At 65.0% G+C, this 15,582-nt stretch carries 7 protein-coding genes; 3 read left to right on the top strand and 4 right to left on the bottom strand.

Features of this window, described 5'->3' with window-relative positions; all coding sequences use genetic code 11:
- Positions 1 to 194: 194 nt before the first annotated feature.
- The 4 genes from ACYQ6J_RS14655 to ACYQ6J_RS14640 all read right to left on the bottom strand — a co-directional run bounded on the left by ACYQ6J_RS14655 (position 195) and on the right by ACYQ6J_RS14640 (position 8,509).
- A complete protein-coding gene (locus tag ACYQ6J_RS14655; RefSeq protein ID WP_460184932.1) occupies positions 195 to 1,262 on the bottom strand; it encodes an SDR family oxidoreductase in 1,068 nt (355 codons plus the stop codon).
- Positions 1,259 to 5,641 carry an FHA domain-containing protein gene (locus ACYQ6J_RS14650; RefSeq protein ID WP_460184931.1) on the bottom strand — a complete coding sequence of 1,461 codons (4,383 nt, stop codon included), beginning with the start codon at positions 5,639 to 5,641 and terminating at the stop codon, positions 1,259 to 1,261. The genes ACYQ6J_RS14655 and ACYQ6J_RS14650 overlap by 4 nt, the downstream gene beginning before the upstream one ends.
- 659 nt (positions 5,642 to 6,300) lie before the next feature.
- Positions 6,301 to 7,686, bottom strand: coding sequence for an alpha-L-fucosidase (locus ACYQ6J_RS14645; RefSeq protein WP_460184930.1), 1,386 nt, complete (start codon positions 7,684 to 7,686; stop codon positions 6,301 to 6,303).
- 112 nt (positions 7,687 to 7,798) lie between these two features.
- On the bottom strand, positions 7,799 to 8,509 hold the full coding sequence (locus tag ACYQ6J_RS14640) for a DUF502 domain-containing protein (RefSeq protein ID WP_460184929.1): 711 nt from the start codon (positions 8,507 to 8,509) through the stop codon (positions 7,799 to 7,801).
- A gap of 218 nt (positions 8,510 to 8,727) precedes the next feature.
- Between ACYQ6J_RS14640 and ACYQ6J_RS14635 the strand changes: the two genes are divergently transcribed.
- The 3 genes from ACYQ6J_RS14635 (at position 8,728) to ACYQ6J_RS14625 (ending at position 15,570) form a co-directional block, all read left to right on the top strand.
- On the top strand, positions 8,728 to 10,308 hold the full coding sequence (locus tag ACYQ6J_RS14635; RefSeq protein WP_460184928.1) for a YifB family Mg chelatase-like AAA ATPase: 1,581 nt from the start codon (positions 8,728 to 8,730) through the stop codon (positions 10,306 to 10,308).
- A gap of 75 nt (positions 10,309 to 10,383) precedes the next feature.
- Positions 10,384 to 13,119 carry a right-handed parallel beta-helix repeat-containing protein gene (locus tag ACYQ6J_RS14630; protein ID WP_460184927.1) on the top strand — a complete coding sequence of 912 codons (2,736 nt, stop codon included), beginning with the start codon at positions 10,384 to 10,386 and terminating at the stop codon, positions 13,117 to 13,119.
- A gap of 288 nt (positions 13,120 to 13,407) precedes the next feature.
- Positions 13,408 to 15,570, top strand: a complete 2,163-nt coding sequence (locus tag ACYQ6J_RS14625) for a glycoside hydrolase family 88 protein (protein ID WP_460184926.1) — start codon at positions 13,408 to 13,410, stop codon at positions 15,568 to 15,570.
- The last annotated feature ends 12 nt before the right edge of the window (positions 15,571 to 15,582 follow it).

The raw sequence follows: 15,582 nt of genomic DNA, 5'->3' as shown, positions 1-15,582 counted from the left end.
TTGCTGCGCTGCGCACGATCGCCTTGGAGCCTCGGGCGTAAGCCCGAGGTGTTTTCACACCACCCAGCGTCCACCACTGCGAACACCACCAGCTTACGCCGGTGGCTCCAAGTAATAACCCACCACCAGCTTACGCTGGTGGCTCTAGTATGTGAGTGAATTGTTCACTTCACCACCAGCTTACGCCGGCGGCTCTAGGTCAATACCAGTTCTCGGCGGCGGTGCCAGTGGGGGTCGGTCGGCACGCAGGCGTCTTCCAGGGGCCAGGGCAGGAACGGCGGACGTCCCAGGGCGGCGGCCAATTTGCCGCTGTCCATGGCCACGTTACCTGCCCGAGGCGGGATCGGTCCCGCCATGCGGCGCGGGATGCCGTGCAAGAGGTCGGGGTCGTAACCGCCCAGCCGATTGATGATCTGGCCGATCTGATACAGGCTCAGGCGTCGCGGTCCGCCCGCGTGGTAAATCCCCGCCAGGTCCGACCGCAATACCTCCTCGCATACCGCGCTGAGGCAATCGACGTAGGTGGGCGTGCGGATCTCGTCCACGTAGAGCGTGGCGGGCCGACCGCCGCGGAACCGGGATTCGATCCAATCGACCGCCCCCGCGTGTCCGTTGGGACTGCGGCCCATCGGCAGGGATATGCGGAGGATGCACGCGGCAGGCACGCGATCCATCAGCAGTTCCTCGGCCTGGACCATCGTCTTGCCGTACACGGTGACGGGATCGGGCGGATCGGTCTCGACGTAATCGCCGCCCTTATTTCCCGAGAAAACCAAGTCCACGGAGAGTCGGACGATGCGGGGCCGTTCCCGACCGGCGGCCTCCAACACGTTTCGCAGCCCTTCCACATTGATGGTCCGCGCCAGAGAGGGCGCCAATTCGCAGGGCTTGAGAGCGCAGTTGCCCACCGCGTCCAGCACGGCGGCGAAGCGGTACCGTCGGAACAGACGCTCCAGGGCGGCGCGGTCCTCGATGTTGCAGGCCAGGACGTTGTCGCCGCGGACATGCGGGTTATTGCGGGGGCGAATGCCCCAAACGTCGCCCGGATAGCGTCGCGTCAGCCACTCAAAGGCGTGATAGCCCGCCACGCCCGCCAGTCCGGTCACCAATACCGGCAGCGGCATGGCTCCCCAAGGCTTGGCAAAAGGGTTGGGGCGGACGCTCGTTCGCGGGAAGGACGTGCGCGGCCGCAACAGGTCCTCGAACGATAGACCGGGCGCGGCCTCGGGGTAGGCGGCGAACGGACGAGACGGACCGATCACGACGACGCCCTCTCCAGGCCCGTCCGACCGGGTCGCGGCGCAGGCGATTCCGGCGCGGCGCCTTGCTCGACGAAATAGCGGATCGGCTCTCGCCGGGCGATCAGCAGGGCCGATCCGCCCCACACGGCCAACACGGACAAGGCCGCCGCGAAGGCCGACAAGAGCGGCAGAAAAAACTCGGCGGGTTCGTGCAGGTTTTGGCTTTGCAGCGAGATCTCGGGTCCCTTGCCGGTCGCGTCGGCCAAGGCCGCTTGCAATTGTTCCGCTTTGGCCGCCAGTCGCACCGCCCGGCTTTCCAATTCCGGCAGTTCCTGCTCCGCGCGGCGGAGCGTCTCGGCGGCGGACGCGCAGTCGGCGGCGATCTTTTGCTGTTCGGCGATCTCCGCGGTTACCTCGTTCCGCCGTGCCTCCAGCGCCTGCAATTCTCCGGACAAGGTCTCCACGGTCAGTTGGGCCGCCTCTTTCTTCTGCCGCGCAAGCCGCTCTCGATGCTTGGCTTGAAGGGCATCCCATCGGGCCCGGAGGTCGGCGACCTGCTCCTGGGCCGACGCGGCGGCGGCCTCCGGACCGGAGGCTTGCGGCGACTCCAAGGCCGTCAGCTTGGCGCGGAGTTCCAGGGCCTCCGGGTCGGTTTCCAGGGCCGCGTTCAGTTCGGCGGTCTCGACCGGTGGAGCCTCCATGGCGGCGGCGGTTGCCGCCGCGTCCCGACGCTGTGTCAAGTCCGCGATCTGGCGATCCAGTTGCGCCAACTCCTGCTCGCCCACCGAGGCCATGTGAACGGCTTGAAGGTGACGCGCCTCCAATTCCACCGGGCGACCGGTGCCCAATCGGCCTTCGGTTTCCTTTCTCTGCACGGTCCACCGCGCGATCTTCGCGGAGACGTCGTGGCGTTCGGCCTCCACCCGTTGCAGCGCGGCGCGACCGGCGGTTTCGGTCCGGCGCCGCAGCGCCGCGGTGTAGACGTCGGCCCAGCGTCGCAGCAAGGCCTCCGCGTCCTTCGGCTCCGCCGTCCGCAACCGCAGGTGCATGAACGGCACGTCCTCTGAGCGACTGATGAACAGCAGGCCGGGCAGTTGCCGCTCCGGTTCGGCCAGCGACGCCGCCACGGCGTTGTCGCGGATGCCCTCCCCCTGCAAGAGTTCGGCGACGACCTCTTCGTCATCGGGCAGGAACGGCTCCACGAAAGGCAAATCGCCGGGGTCCACGCCCGCGGGGAGCGTGCCGTCGCGGGCGTGCATCAGCTTGGCGGCCTGCGAAAAGTCCAACGTCGCCGTCGTCATGGCCGGTCGCGGCAGACGATACCACGTCACGGCGGCGGCGATCCCGGCCAACACGGCGGCGGCAGCCAACCAGCGCGTCGCGACGCCGCGCCGCCGCGGCGGCAAACGCGGGATCAGCAGCGGGTCCGGTTTCGTTTGCTTGGAGATATAGCGGCGATAATCACGCGGTTGATCGGCAGGCTCCCGCGGCGGTTCGACGTCCTCGGGCGTGCGAATCTCGGGACGATCCTCGACGGTCGGCGGGCCTTTCGTCGTGGGCTCCGTCGCGGCGGGTTCTTCGGCTTGTCGGCGGGAGAGTCGGTCCTCGAGTTCGGCGCACCGCGCTTCCCATGCCCGGCGCTCCGCTTCCCATTCCGCAAGACGCGACTGAAGTTCTTGCCGCTCGGCTACCCAGGCGGTGCGTTGGGACTCCCAGTCCGTTAGCGTGCGACGCCAGTGTTCGCGATCCTGCTCCCACTGCCGCCTTTCGGTCAGCAATCGGTCGGCCTCGGCCGACAAGGCGGCGTGCTGCGCCTGCCGGGCTTCCCGATCCTGTTCCCAACGACGGCGCTCTTCGTCGCGGCGGCGAACGTCTTCCAGAAGGCGATCGCGCTCCTCCGCCGCCCGGACAAGCTCGGCCTGAAGTCGCGACGTTTCGGCCTGCCACTTGGAGTGCAATTGGGCTGAATCCGCGTCGCGGGCTTCCAGGGCGAGCGACAGTCGCGTGCATTCGGCCTGAAGGCGTTCGATCTCCGCTTGAAGGTTGGCCTGATCGATCCGCTCGTGCCGCTCCGTCTCGGCCCGGCGTTCCCATTCCTCGATGCGCCGCCGCCACGCTTCGTGTTGCTGATCGAGTTCGACTTCTCGCTCGCGGAGGGCGTTCCTCTCCGCCGCCAGTCGGGTTTCGCGATCCTGCTGCGACTCGGCTTGCTCGGCCAAGCGCTGCGCCTCGGATGCCAGGGTCTGCTCGCGCTCGCGGAGGGCCTGTTCGCGCCGTGCCAAGGCGTCCAAGGCGGTTTGGACTTCGGTTTGCCGCCGGTCCAGGGCCTCCTGCTCCCGGGCGAGCGCCTCGGCGCGGGCGAGCGATTCGGCATCCCGCCGCTGAAGCGCGCGCTCCGCTTCTTCCAATTCGGCGCGGCGAACCTCCCATTGAGCCTCCCGCTCGGCCAGTGAAGATCGAGCGGTCTCCAGCGCGGCGGACTGTTCGGACCAGGCGGCCAGATCGGCCTGGTGACGCGCCTGCCACTCTTCCCGTTCGCGCTGCAACCGGCGGTGCTCTTCTTCCGCGGCACGGCGGAATTCCTCCCAGCGGAGGCGTTCCTCCTGCAAGGCGGCGCGTTCCCGCTCCACCTGCGAGCGGAGTTCCTCGATGGCCTTCTTGTCCTCGATCTGCCGGGCCAAGGCCGCCTCGACCTCTTCCCGCGTTTCGGCCAGTCGTCGCTCCTCGAGGTGAATCGCCTCGCGAACGCGACGCAATTCCGTCATGGCGGCGTCCTGCTCGCGGCAGAGGGCCTCCCGATCCTCGCCCAAACGAGCGCGGACATCCTCCAGCAGCTTCTTCTCCTGCTGAATGCGGTCGTCTTCGGCCAGCAGGGAATCTTGAAAGTGCAGCAGCTCGGCCGACATCTCCTCCAGCGTCTTGGCGAATTCGTGGAGGAAGGTTTCGCGGGCGGCCAACTCCGCCTCGCGCCGTGCCAGGCATTCCGCGCGATCCTCCGGGGTGAGGATGCCGGGCGCCGCGCGGCAGGCATCCAAGTCGGGGCTTGCGACGATCGTCTCGCTCCAAGAGATGCGCGAAGCCGACCCCGCGTCGTCTTGCGTTTCGGCTTCCTCGGCGAGCAGAGACAGCACGAGATCCTTCACCAACGCCGCGCTGCGGTCATCCTGCATGGCAAACCCTGCCGGTTGTTGCGAAATCCATTGCCCCGCATCCGCGGAAGGCGGCACGACGAGAAAAGCTTCGGTGTCCCAGGGCGCCTCGCCGTCCGTCGCAATTCGGATGAGGTCGTGTTCCCAGGGCAGGAACCCCTCGGCGTCGTCCGACCGCTCCGTTGCCGGTCGCACGTCGCCCGGTTCGGAAGGCGCCGGGATCGCGTCCTCGGCGGCAAGTTCGTTGGCCGGTCCTGCCGTCGGGGAGGCTTCATCGCCGCTCCGCCCGCTTCGACGCGGCTGATCGCCCTCCGCCGTCTCCTTGTCAGACGCGTCCGCTATGATCGGACTATTCTGGGGTGAATCAATCGGAAGGGCAATATGGGGCGGGGGAAATCCAGGATGGCCGCCGGTGTGCCGGAGTCGACGTTCCGACCGCTCGAGTTGCGGGGGCGCGGCGTCGCGGTCACTCGGGCCGGTCGGCACGCGGTCGTCGCCGGCGTCGAAGTCGGGCGGGACGGGGGTCGATTCGTCGCCCGCGAAAGGCGCCTCCCTTTCGGCATTCCCTTCGGCTTGTCGCAGACGCGGAATCAGGTCCAAGCGACCGATGGAGAGCGGGACGTGCTCCGGCCACGCGGCGACCGTCACCGCTTCCCCGTTCAAAAGGGTGCCGTTGGCGCTGCCCAGGTCGGCCACCCAGAGCCGCTCGCCTTCCGCGATGACCATGCAGTGGCAGGCCGACACGGTGGGATGGGCGAACTGCACGGCGCACGGTTTGCGCCGACCGATCAACGTCAACCGTCGCCGGACGTCGATCAACGCCAGGGCTTGGTCGTCGGAGCGGACCTCGACGTCCCAGCCCAGGCCCGGCAGCGATCCCCGGCGACAGAGATCGCCTTCGCGGGGACCTTCGCGGATGCCGCCTTCCGGTTGCCAATGAAAAGTGATGCGGTACGGTCCCAGTTGCAGGGGTACGCGGTCGAGCAGCCATCCCTGAGGCAAGGGGTGGAACTGGGACGGATCGACCAGCGGGACGGCGAACAGGCCGGTTTGCGCGGCATGCACGTAGAGCAGGCGGCGGGGGATGCCCGGCCCTGAGAGACGCACGTCGGCAGCCTCTCCGGAGCCGATCAAGACGTACGGTCGCGTGAACGTCAATTCTTGGCGACCGCGGGGGGATTCGAGGATCGCCGTGAGGTCTCCTCGACACCACCACTCCGTTGTCTGAATCGATTTGCCGGATGAAGCCATGATGCGTTTTCGGCGAGTTTTTGCCCCGCGGATCGCCGGTCGATCTCGGTGGGCGAGACGGGGCGACGGTCCGCTCCGCACCCTGCCTGAAGGCGGCGGACGCCGCGGCGGCCCTGCGTTCGCGCGATCCCTTCCGTGAGTCGACCGCACGGTGCGCGCGGTAGGTCTCTCAGCATTCACTTTGATCGAAAACCGGCCCAAAGGCAATCGCTTGGGCCGGTTGGGGGGCGCGCCGATAAGCCCCCAAGCGAGCCTCGGGCGTAAGCCCGAGGTGTTGTTGCGCTGCGAATCGTACTGGAGCCTCGGGCGTAAGCCCGAGGTGTCTCGGCGCTGCCCAAGATTCCACCACCAGCTTACGCTGGTGGCTCCAAGTGCGCATACACACCACCGGCTTACGCTGGTGGCTCTAGAATTGGTGTGGCAATGCCCAATCGCACGTGAGCCTCCAGCCAAACGTGAGCCTCCAGCGTAAGCTGGAGGTGGAGAATCGCGCCGTGGTTCCGCGCGCGGTAGTTTAGCGCGCCGTCGTGCGCGAGCACTACCGGCTTACGCTGGTGGCTCTAGAATTGGTGTGGCAATGCCCAATCGCACGTGAGCCTCCAGCGTAAGCTGGAGGTGGAGAATCGCGCCGTGGTGAGGCGACAAACGAGCGAGTTTGCCTACCGGGCGGCGTCCAGGTCCAGGCGAATCACGCTCGCTACGGCGTCCGGGGCCTTGCCGGGCAGGTCGATGATGATCTTTCCGCCCTCCGCCTTGGCCGTGAGCGCCGAACCGTCGGCGAGGAGAACCGCCGCCTTGGGGCGACCCGGCGCGGACTCCACCGTCAACCGCCCGTTTTCCGGCCACTGGAAGACGTGCAGGTAAAGCCGCAACGTGCCGTCGGCAAGCCGCTTGGAGGTGCAGCGCCCCCAGGGCGTGGACGGCAGCGGACCGGCTTGCGTGCCGTAAATCGACTCGCCGTTGACCTTCATCCAGCGACCGATGGCCGCCAACCGCTCGACGGAGGCCGCGGGAATCTCGCCCTCTCCCGTGGGGCCCACGTTCAGCAGGTAGTTGCCGCCCTTGGAGGCCGTGTCGATCACGTTGCGGATCAGCGTTTCGGCGCTCTTCCACCGGTGATCGTGACTGCTGTATCCCCAGGTGCGGTTCATGGTCATGCACGATTCCCAGTCCACGCCGGGCAGACCGGTGGCGGGAATCTGCTGCTCGGGCGTGCCGAAGTCGCCCACGTACTCTTGATCGCCTCGATTCATTCCTTCCATGCCCTTGCGCCCCTTGCCCACGCGATTGTTGATGATCAGCGTGGGCTTCAGTTCGCGGAGGTAGGCGTAGATTTCGCGACCGTCGGCTTCGGTGTACCAGTCGGGCCACTCGCCGTCGAACCAAAGGACCTCGGGGTCGCAGCTTTCCAGGAGTTCGCGGAGTTGGGCCTTCATGTAATCCATGTATTCGCGTTTGCGCTCGGGATGGATGCGCGTGGGATTGTAGGCCCGATCGCTACCCCGATACTGAGCGGGATGGTGCCAATCCATGATCGAGTAGTAGGTGCAGAAGTGAAGCCCTTGCTTGCGGCACTCATCGGCCAGGGGCTTCAAGAGGTCCTTGCCCCACGGGGTGGCGTCCACCACGTCCCAGTCGGTGACCTTGGAATCGAACAAGCAGAAACCGTCGTGGTGTTTGGAGGTGATCACGATGTACCGCATGCCGGCGTCCTTGGCGATGCGCACCCATTCCGCCGGATCGTACTTGACGGGGTTGAACTTGGGGGCGAGTGTTTCGTACTCGGCCACGGGGATGTTGGCGGAGTTCATGATCCATTCGCCGGCGCCTCCGACGGGTTGGCCATTCCACACGCCGCCCGCCACGGAGTAGACGCCCCAGTGGATGAACATGCCGAATCGGGCTTCGCGCCACCACTGCATTCGGGCGTCGCGCTGCTCGGGCGTTTCGGCGGGGATGGCAGGCCCTTCGGCGCGACCGACGGGCAAGACCGAACACCACGCGAACAACACCAACAGCAGGCAAAACCAAGGTCGCGATCTCATGTCGGAAACTCCCAGCAAGGTTGAAACGAACGGAACGACGCGGCGAAAGGGTCCGTCGTCACGCGAGCGCCTGAAACGCACGGTGGCCGCGGCACGGGTCAAGGTCCCCGTGCTACGCGGATGGTTTCTTCAGTGTATCGCCGGGCGAGGGCGATTGCACCACAAGTTCGGGCGGAACGGCGCTCGAGGTCATTACCCCCATCGACAGGTAGATTTGCATCAGGCGTTCAACGCTCATGGGAACTTGCTGCACCTGTTCGGCGGGCACCAGCAGCACGCCGCCGGACATCGGCACCGGCGAGGTGGGAATGTACACCACGCAGTACTCGCGATCGCCGATGCGGAGGCGATCGGGCGAGGCCAGCAGGGCCAGCAGTCCGCACGATTGCGTCTCGCCGAACGTGCAGAAAACGACGCTCATGGCGGACATTTCGGCCTTTTGGTCGGGCTGAAGCATCTTGACCATTTGGGCGGCAGTCGAATAGACGCTGCCCACCAAGGGGATGCGACTCGTCATGGCTTCCACCCAGCGCGCCGCGGCCATTTGCGCGCGGGATCGCGAAAACAGCCCGATCGCCCAAATCCCGACCGCCACGACGATCAACCCGGCGGCGACGGCGGAGGCCTCATGGGTGACGAAATTCAGTCCGATCGCCCGTAGCGTCTTGCCCAGCGGGGCGTCGGCGGCCAACAACCGCAGCAGGAACGACGCCACCCAATTGATGGCCAGGATCGTGATCAACAAGGGTAGGATCACGACCAAGCCGGACAGAAAGTTCCCGATGACGCCTCGTTGCCACAGCCAGCGTAGAATCGTGCGCATGAGGTGTTCCTTTCCAAAATAAGGCTTCTCCCGGTTGGAAAAGGCGGTCGCGGCGGCGCGCGAGCACGGGCAAACAGCCTCCTCGCCGCCCTCTCCGCGGGGTCCGTTGCACGGGGTGAATCGCCGTCCGCTGCAAGTATAATAGCGGGGAATCTAATCGCGGCCAAACACGGCGCTTTGCGGCGAAGGGGACCAAGATGCGATACTCCGCCGGACGAATGTTGAGATCAAACCTTCAGGATCTCTTGAGGCGCGATCACACGTTGAACGCGGGCGTGGTGCAGGGATTGCAAGGGAGTATCATCGAAGTCCAAGGGCGAGCGGTCTCGGTGACGAAGGAACCCATTTCGTGGGAAACGGCGGTGAGGATCACCGGGTTGGCTCGCGGTGCCGCCGGCGAGGCCGTCACGCGACTTCAGGGGGCCTTCCAGAAGTTGGGAGTACCGTATCCCCAGGTCGAGATTCTGATCAACCTGGTCCCGGCCGACGTGCCCAAGGACAGTTCCAGCTTGGATTTGGCGATCGCCATCGTCATGCTCCAGGCGTCGGGCTACCTGCCGGACTTGCCGGAGACGGTCGAAGGAGAATACGTGCTGGTGGGAGAAGTGGGGCTGCACGCCGAGTTGCGGCGCGTCCGCGGCGTGCTTTCCATCGCGGAAGCGGCCAGTCCCCATCAAACGTTGATCGTCCCGATAGGCAACGAAAGGGAGTGCGCCATCGTCAGCTTGAAGGAGAATCGCAAGCGTTGTCAGGTCGCCGCCGTAGGAACGCTGCAAGAGGTCGTGGACTTCTTCGCCGGAAAGTCGCGGTTGGAAAACGTCATCAATCAGCGACCGACGGTCAATGCGGCGATCCCGCGCGCTCCGGACTTCGCCATTATCAAGGGGCAGCAGCAAGCCAAGGAGGCTGCCGTCATCGCAGCGGCCGGGGGGCACAACCTGCTTCTCATCGGCCCGCCGGGAGAGGGCAAATCGTTACTGGCGCACGCGACGGCGGGAATCCTGCCGCCCCTCGAACCCGATGAGATCGTGGAATTGACGCGCATCTATTCCGCGGCCGGCGCCCTCGACAAGGACGGGACCGTCGTCAATCGCCGCCCCTTTCGCGCCGTGCATCACACGGCCTCCAAACAGTCGTTGGTCGGGGGTGGGTCCTATGCGCTTCAACCGGGCGAGATCACCCTTGCCCATCTGGGGATTCTGTTCCTGGATGAGTTGCCCGAATTCCGACGCGATTCCCTCGAATCCCTGCGCCAGCCCATGGAAGACGGGGTGGTAACGGTGACACGAGTCAAAGCGCGGGCGACCTTTCCGGCCCGCTTCACGCTGATCGCGGCCATGAATCCGTGCCCTTGCGGCTATTACGGCACGCCGCAGTGCAACTGCTCACCGCGCGAAGTCGCCGCCTACCAGGAACGCATCAGCGGTCCGCTCCTCGATCGGATCGACATGAAAGTGGAGATGGAGCGTCTTACCGCAGACGAACGGTTCTCGGACCAGTCCGTTCCCGGCACCAAGGAACTGCGAACGGTCGTTCTCAACGCCAGAAAACGTCAGATGGAGCGCTTTGCCGGTTTGGAAATCCCCTTCAATGCGGCGATCCCCGCCGGGCGCATTCGAGAGTTGTGCCGATTCTCCTCGGAGGGCTTCGAGGCCTATAAGCGCGCTGTGGCGGAAAGCTCGATCTCGACTCGCACCACCGACCGCCTCGCCAAGGTCGCCCGCACGGTGGCCGACTTGGAAGGCTCCGATTCCATCGAACCGCCGCACATTCACAAAGCCGTCCGCTTCGTCATTTGATTCACCGAACGAACGAGACCAAGCGTCTGAAAGCTTCGTTAGCACACCCTGTCCCAGCCTGCCGGGAGTCCCGCCATGTCGCACGGTTTGAGAGTCTTTACCCTATTTGCCGTTGTTGTGCTCGCGCTGAGCACGGCCTTCGCCCGGGCGGAGGAGACGGTGCTGCACGTTCATCCTCGCGGCGATGATCGCTGGTCCGGCGGTTTGGAGACGCCCAGCGCGGATGGCACGGACGGTCCCTTGGCGAGCCTGACGGGAGCGCGCGACGCAATTCGTCGGTTGAAGGCCGCCGGTCGCAGCGGCCCATTCCGCGTCAAAGTCGCTCCCGGCGAATATCGCCTCCAAGGACCGCTGGTCTTGGAACCGCAAGACGGCGGTACGGTCGATGCCCCTGTCATCTACGAGGCCGCCGGTCCGGAGAAACCGCGGTTTTTCGGCGGACGGCAAATCACCGGTTGGACCCGGCAGGCGGATGGCTTGTGGACCGCCCGCATCCCCGAGGTCGCCGAGGGAACCTGGTATTTCGAGCAACTTTGGGTCAACGGCGAACGCGCCGTCCGCGCCGCAAGCCCGAACAAATTCTATTACTACGTATTGCGCAAGATCGACCATTTCACGGACTCGTCGGGACGGGTCGCGGAGACGGTCAACCGCGCGTTCCAGGCGAGGCCGGAGGATGTCGCCCCGCTGGGCAATCTTTCGGGGCAAGCGTTGAACGACGTCACGCTGGTCACGTATCACTCCTGGGAGGCCTCGCGCTCGCGGATTTCCGCCTTCGATCGCGCCCAAAACATCGTCTCCGTGACCGCCCCGATCCCCTGGGGATTCGCGTACTGGGGACCCAATTGCCGCTATCGCTTGGAAAACTTCCGCGCGGCCTTGGATGAACCGGGCGAGTGGTTTCTCGATCGCGACGGGACGCTGTATTACTATCCCCGCCCCGGCGAGGACATGGCGACCGCCGAGGTCACCGCCCCGGTGGTGTCGGAGTTCGTCGTCGTGGCGGGCAAGCCCGACGAAAAGCAATGGGTCGAGCATGTCACGCTCCGCGGACTGGCGTTCGAATACGGGCAATACGTCCTTCCGCCGCAAGGTCACGCCGACGGTCAGGCGGAGGTGACCATTCCGGCGGTTGTGATGTTGGACGGCGCCCGGAATGTCGCCCTGGAACGCTGCGACATCCGGCACGTGGGCATCTCGGGCGTGTGGTTCCGCCGCGGTTGCCGGGATTGTCGTTTAGAGCAATGCCTGCTGGAGGACCTGGGCGGAGGCGGCGTCAAGATCGGTGAAGGCCACGGGACGGATTTGACCCGCCCGGAGGGACGCACCGACCATATCGTTTGCCGCAACAGTATCATCCACGCCGGCGGACGCATCCATCACGGCGCCATCGGCGTGTGGATCGGACACAGCGGTTATAACGAGGTGGTGCACAACGATATTAGCGATTTCTATTACACGGGTATTTCGGTGGGTTGGGTGTGGGGATATCGCGAATCGCTCGCACATCATAATCGCATCGAATTCAACCATATTCACCACCTCGGCTGGGGCGTTCTCAGCGATATGGGCGGCGTGTACACGCTGGGCGTATCGCCGGGCACCAGCGTCAGCCACAACGTCATTCACGACGTATATTCCTACGACCTTTACGGTCGCGGCGGTTGGGGATTGTACAACGACGAAGGCAGCTCGAATATCGTCTTAAAGAATAATCTCGTCTATAGAACCAAGACCGGCAATTATCACCAACACTACGGTCGCGAAAACCGCGTCGAGAACAATATCTTCGCCTTCAGCATGGACGGGCAAATCCAGCGCTCCCGCGTGGAAGAGCATGTCTCGTTCTTTTTCGAGCGGAATATCGTTCTATGGAAGGGCGGACCGCTCGTTGTCGCCGGAAAGATCAACGACGATCTGGTCCGATTCGCCTCCAACCTGTATTGGAACGGCGGCGGGGAACCGATCGACTTCCAGGGAATGACGTTGGAGCAGCGGCAGGCCCAAGGCTGGGATCGAGGCTCCATCATCGCCGATCCCGGTTTCGTGGATGCGGAGAACGGGGACTTCCGATTGCGTCCCGACTCGCCCGCCTTGAAAATCGGCTTCGAACCCTTCGACTATACGCAGGCGGGTCTGGAAGGGGACGCCGAGTGGCGGAAGATTCCGGCGAGTTTCGAATACCCCGACGTGGAATTCGCCCCGCCGCCTCCGCCCGCCCCGCCGCTGGCGATGGACGAGTCGTTCGAGTTCATGGTCCCGGACAAACCGCCGCAAGAGGGGCAAGTCAACGTCGAAGGACGCGGCGACGCCTTGGTGGTGAGCAAAGAGCGGGCATCGGACGGAGCGAAATCCCTCAAGTTTCAGGACGCGCCGGGGTTGGCCCACAGCTTCAATCCCCATTGGGTGATTCGCCCCAATCACACCGCGGGCACCACCACGCTCCGCTTCGATGCCTGGTTGGGCAAAGGCGCCGTGCTCTTTCACGAATGGCGGACCTGGGACACCGGACCGTATCAGGTGGGACCGTCGCTTTGGGTCCGCGAAGGGCGATTGACGGTGGGCGGTAAAAAGTTGGCCGAGTTGCCCGAGGAAAGCTGGGTCACCTTCGAACTGGTGTGCGCGGTGGGCGAGGACGTAACCGGAAAATGGCGGTTGCGCGTCACCCCGGCGGGCGGCAAGACGCTGGAGTTCGACGACCTCCCCATGAGCGCCGGGTTCAAGGAATTCAATTGGTTGGGTTGGTGCAGCACGGCGGAGAAGGACAGCGTGTTCTACCTGGATCGCTGCGTGTTGCAAAATCGGCGCTGAAGCGAGGCGCCGGCGTGGACCGCCGCCCACGTGAACCGGCATGGCATCGATGGGAGCCGCCGACTCCAACCGGCATCGCATCGATGGGAGCCGCCGACTCCAACCGGCATCGCATCGATGGGAGCCGCCGGCGTGAGCCGGCGGTGCCGGGCGCGGTTTCTTTCGCCGGCGGCTTGCATCCCGTTCGCAAGCTGTTATGTTCTTGGGCGAAGGGCGGCGCGACTCCCGGACCGGCGGGGGATCGACCGTCCTGGCCACCGAATGCAATACGAATCGGGAGGAACGGCCATGGCAGCGAGTGTTGGCGTGACGGCGTGGTCGAGAACGGGTCGGCGATATCTCGACCTCGGTTTGGCTTGGCTGATCGTCCTTGCGGTAAGCCCTTGCGTGCCGTGCCCCGCCGCGGCGATCGAGGGCGAGCAGCGGGTCTTGGCGGAGGGCGCGTTCCGCGACCCGGCCGATCCGTCCCAGGTTTATCAGGACACTCCGTACGTCTGGTTGGAACGCTACGAAATTCGGTTAGAGATTCGGCCGGTTCCAGCCGAGGGAGTGATTCTGCGTCTGAAGGCGGGGTGCAAGGGCGACCAACGAACGGCCCTGTTGGAGATCAACGGGCAACCGTCCGCCGTTTCCTACACCGGTCCGCCGGGATTCGTGGACTTCGACGCTCGCCTGCCCGGAGGCGTCGAGACCTACGACATCCGCATCAAGCCCATCGGCGAAAGGGCGGCGTTTTTTGCGGGCTACCGGGTGTTGGCGGCGGGCGATCAGCCCATCCTCGACGACAAGTTGCCGCAGGTCCGGGTCACGCTGTCCTCCCGGCAGTCGCCGAAAAGCGGGCGCGGCGGCCTGGCCGACGCCTATCCCGAGATGAAGGCCCTGTGGACCACCCCCCTGCCCGAACCCAACGACGCCGATCCGCAAGAGGCCGCCTTTCGCCTTGCCCGAAAGAACGGCCTGCGCGTCAATGAACAGTTCTTCCGCTGTTCCGCCTACCTGCACGGGTGGTTGGAGCAGGCGGACCCGGCGACGGGCCTGATTCCCCGTAATCTCCGCGAATCGCGCGACTATTGGAACGCGGAGGACTCGGCGGCGGACAACTATCCGTTCATGGTGCTCACCGCCTACCTCACCGATCCCGCCGTATTTGACGGCCCGATGAAAGCCATCCTGGAGACCGAGTCGCGATTGACGGCCCGATTGGGACGCCTGCCCGACGCCTGGTCGTTCTCGCGCCGGGCCTTTCTCCGCCCCGAGGCCGATGTGGGACGCATCATCTTCGGGGCATCGGAGTATGCCAAGGACGGACTCCTGCCGTTGACCGAGTATCTCGGCCCCAGCCCCTGGGCGGACCGTCTGTTGGAATTGGAAAACGGCGTGTGGGAGGCGGCGGCGACGGCGACCCCGAACGGTCCCATTCCCTCGGACAACGTGGAAGTCAACGGCGAGCAGCTTCAAGTCCTTTCCCGCCTCTACTGGATGACCGGCGACGAACGTTACTTAGACTATGCGGTGCGACTGGGCGACTATTATCTGCTGGGCAATCACCATCCCACGCGCGATTTCGATCGCTTGCACCTTCGCGACCACGGTTGCGAGATCCTGTCGGGCCTCTGCGAGTTGTACGCGGCGACGGCCTTCGCCCGACCCGACAAAAAGGCCCAGTACCAGGCCCCCATCCGCGAAATGTGCGACCGCGTCCTGGCCGTGGGGCGGGACGAGCGGGGAATGCTCTACAACTTCATCGATCCCAAGACCGGCGAACACGACCCCGGCATCTGCGATACTTGGGGGTACAACTATAACGGCATCTATACGGTCGCTTTGATTGACGACGTCCCGGAATATCGCGAGGCCGTCCGGTTCACGCTCCGCCGTTTGCCGGAATTGAAGGACTACGACTGGGGCGGCGTGGCCGACGAGTACGCCGATTCGATCGAAGGGGCGCTGAACCTGTACAATCGCGAACCCGTCGAGGAGGCCGCCGCGTGGATCGACGGTGAAATCGGCGACATGTGGCAAGGGCAAGGGCCGGACGGCATCATCGAGGGTTGGCACGGCGATGGCAACGTGGCGCGCACCGCCGTCATGTACGCCTTCTGGAAGACGCAGGGACTTCGTGTCGCGCCCTGGCGTCCCGACCTGTGCCTCGGTACCGTCCGCCTCGGCGAAACGTACTACGTCTCTCTTTGGGCGAAAGAGGATTGGCAAGGCAAGTTGATCTTCGATCGACCCCGCCACCGACTATATTTCCATCTGCCGCTCGACTATCCCCGCATCAATCAGTTCCCCGAATGGCTCACCGTCGGCCCGGAGGAAAGCGTGGAGATTCGGGAAGCGTCGGGCGGATCGTCGATCTTGACCGGCCCGCAATCCTGGGAGGGCTACGCCGTCCGCGTCCCCGCCGGGCAAGAGGTGCGATTGATCGTGACCAAACACGCGGCCCAGTGACAGGCTCTCTTA

The sequence above is a fragment of the Thermopirellula anaerolimosa genome, assembly GCF_054657335.1.
This window is presented reverse-complemented; position numbering and strand designations above follow the sequence as displayed.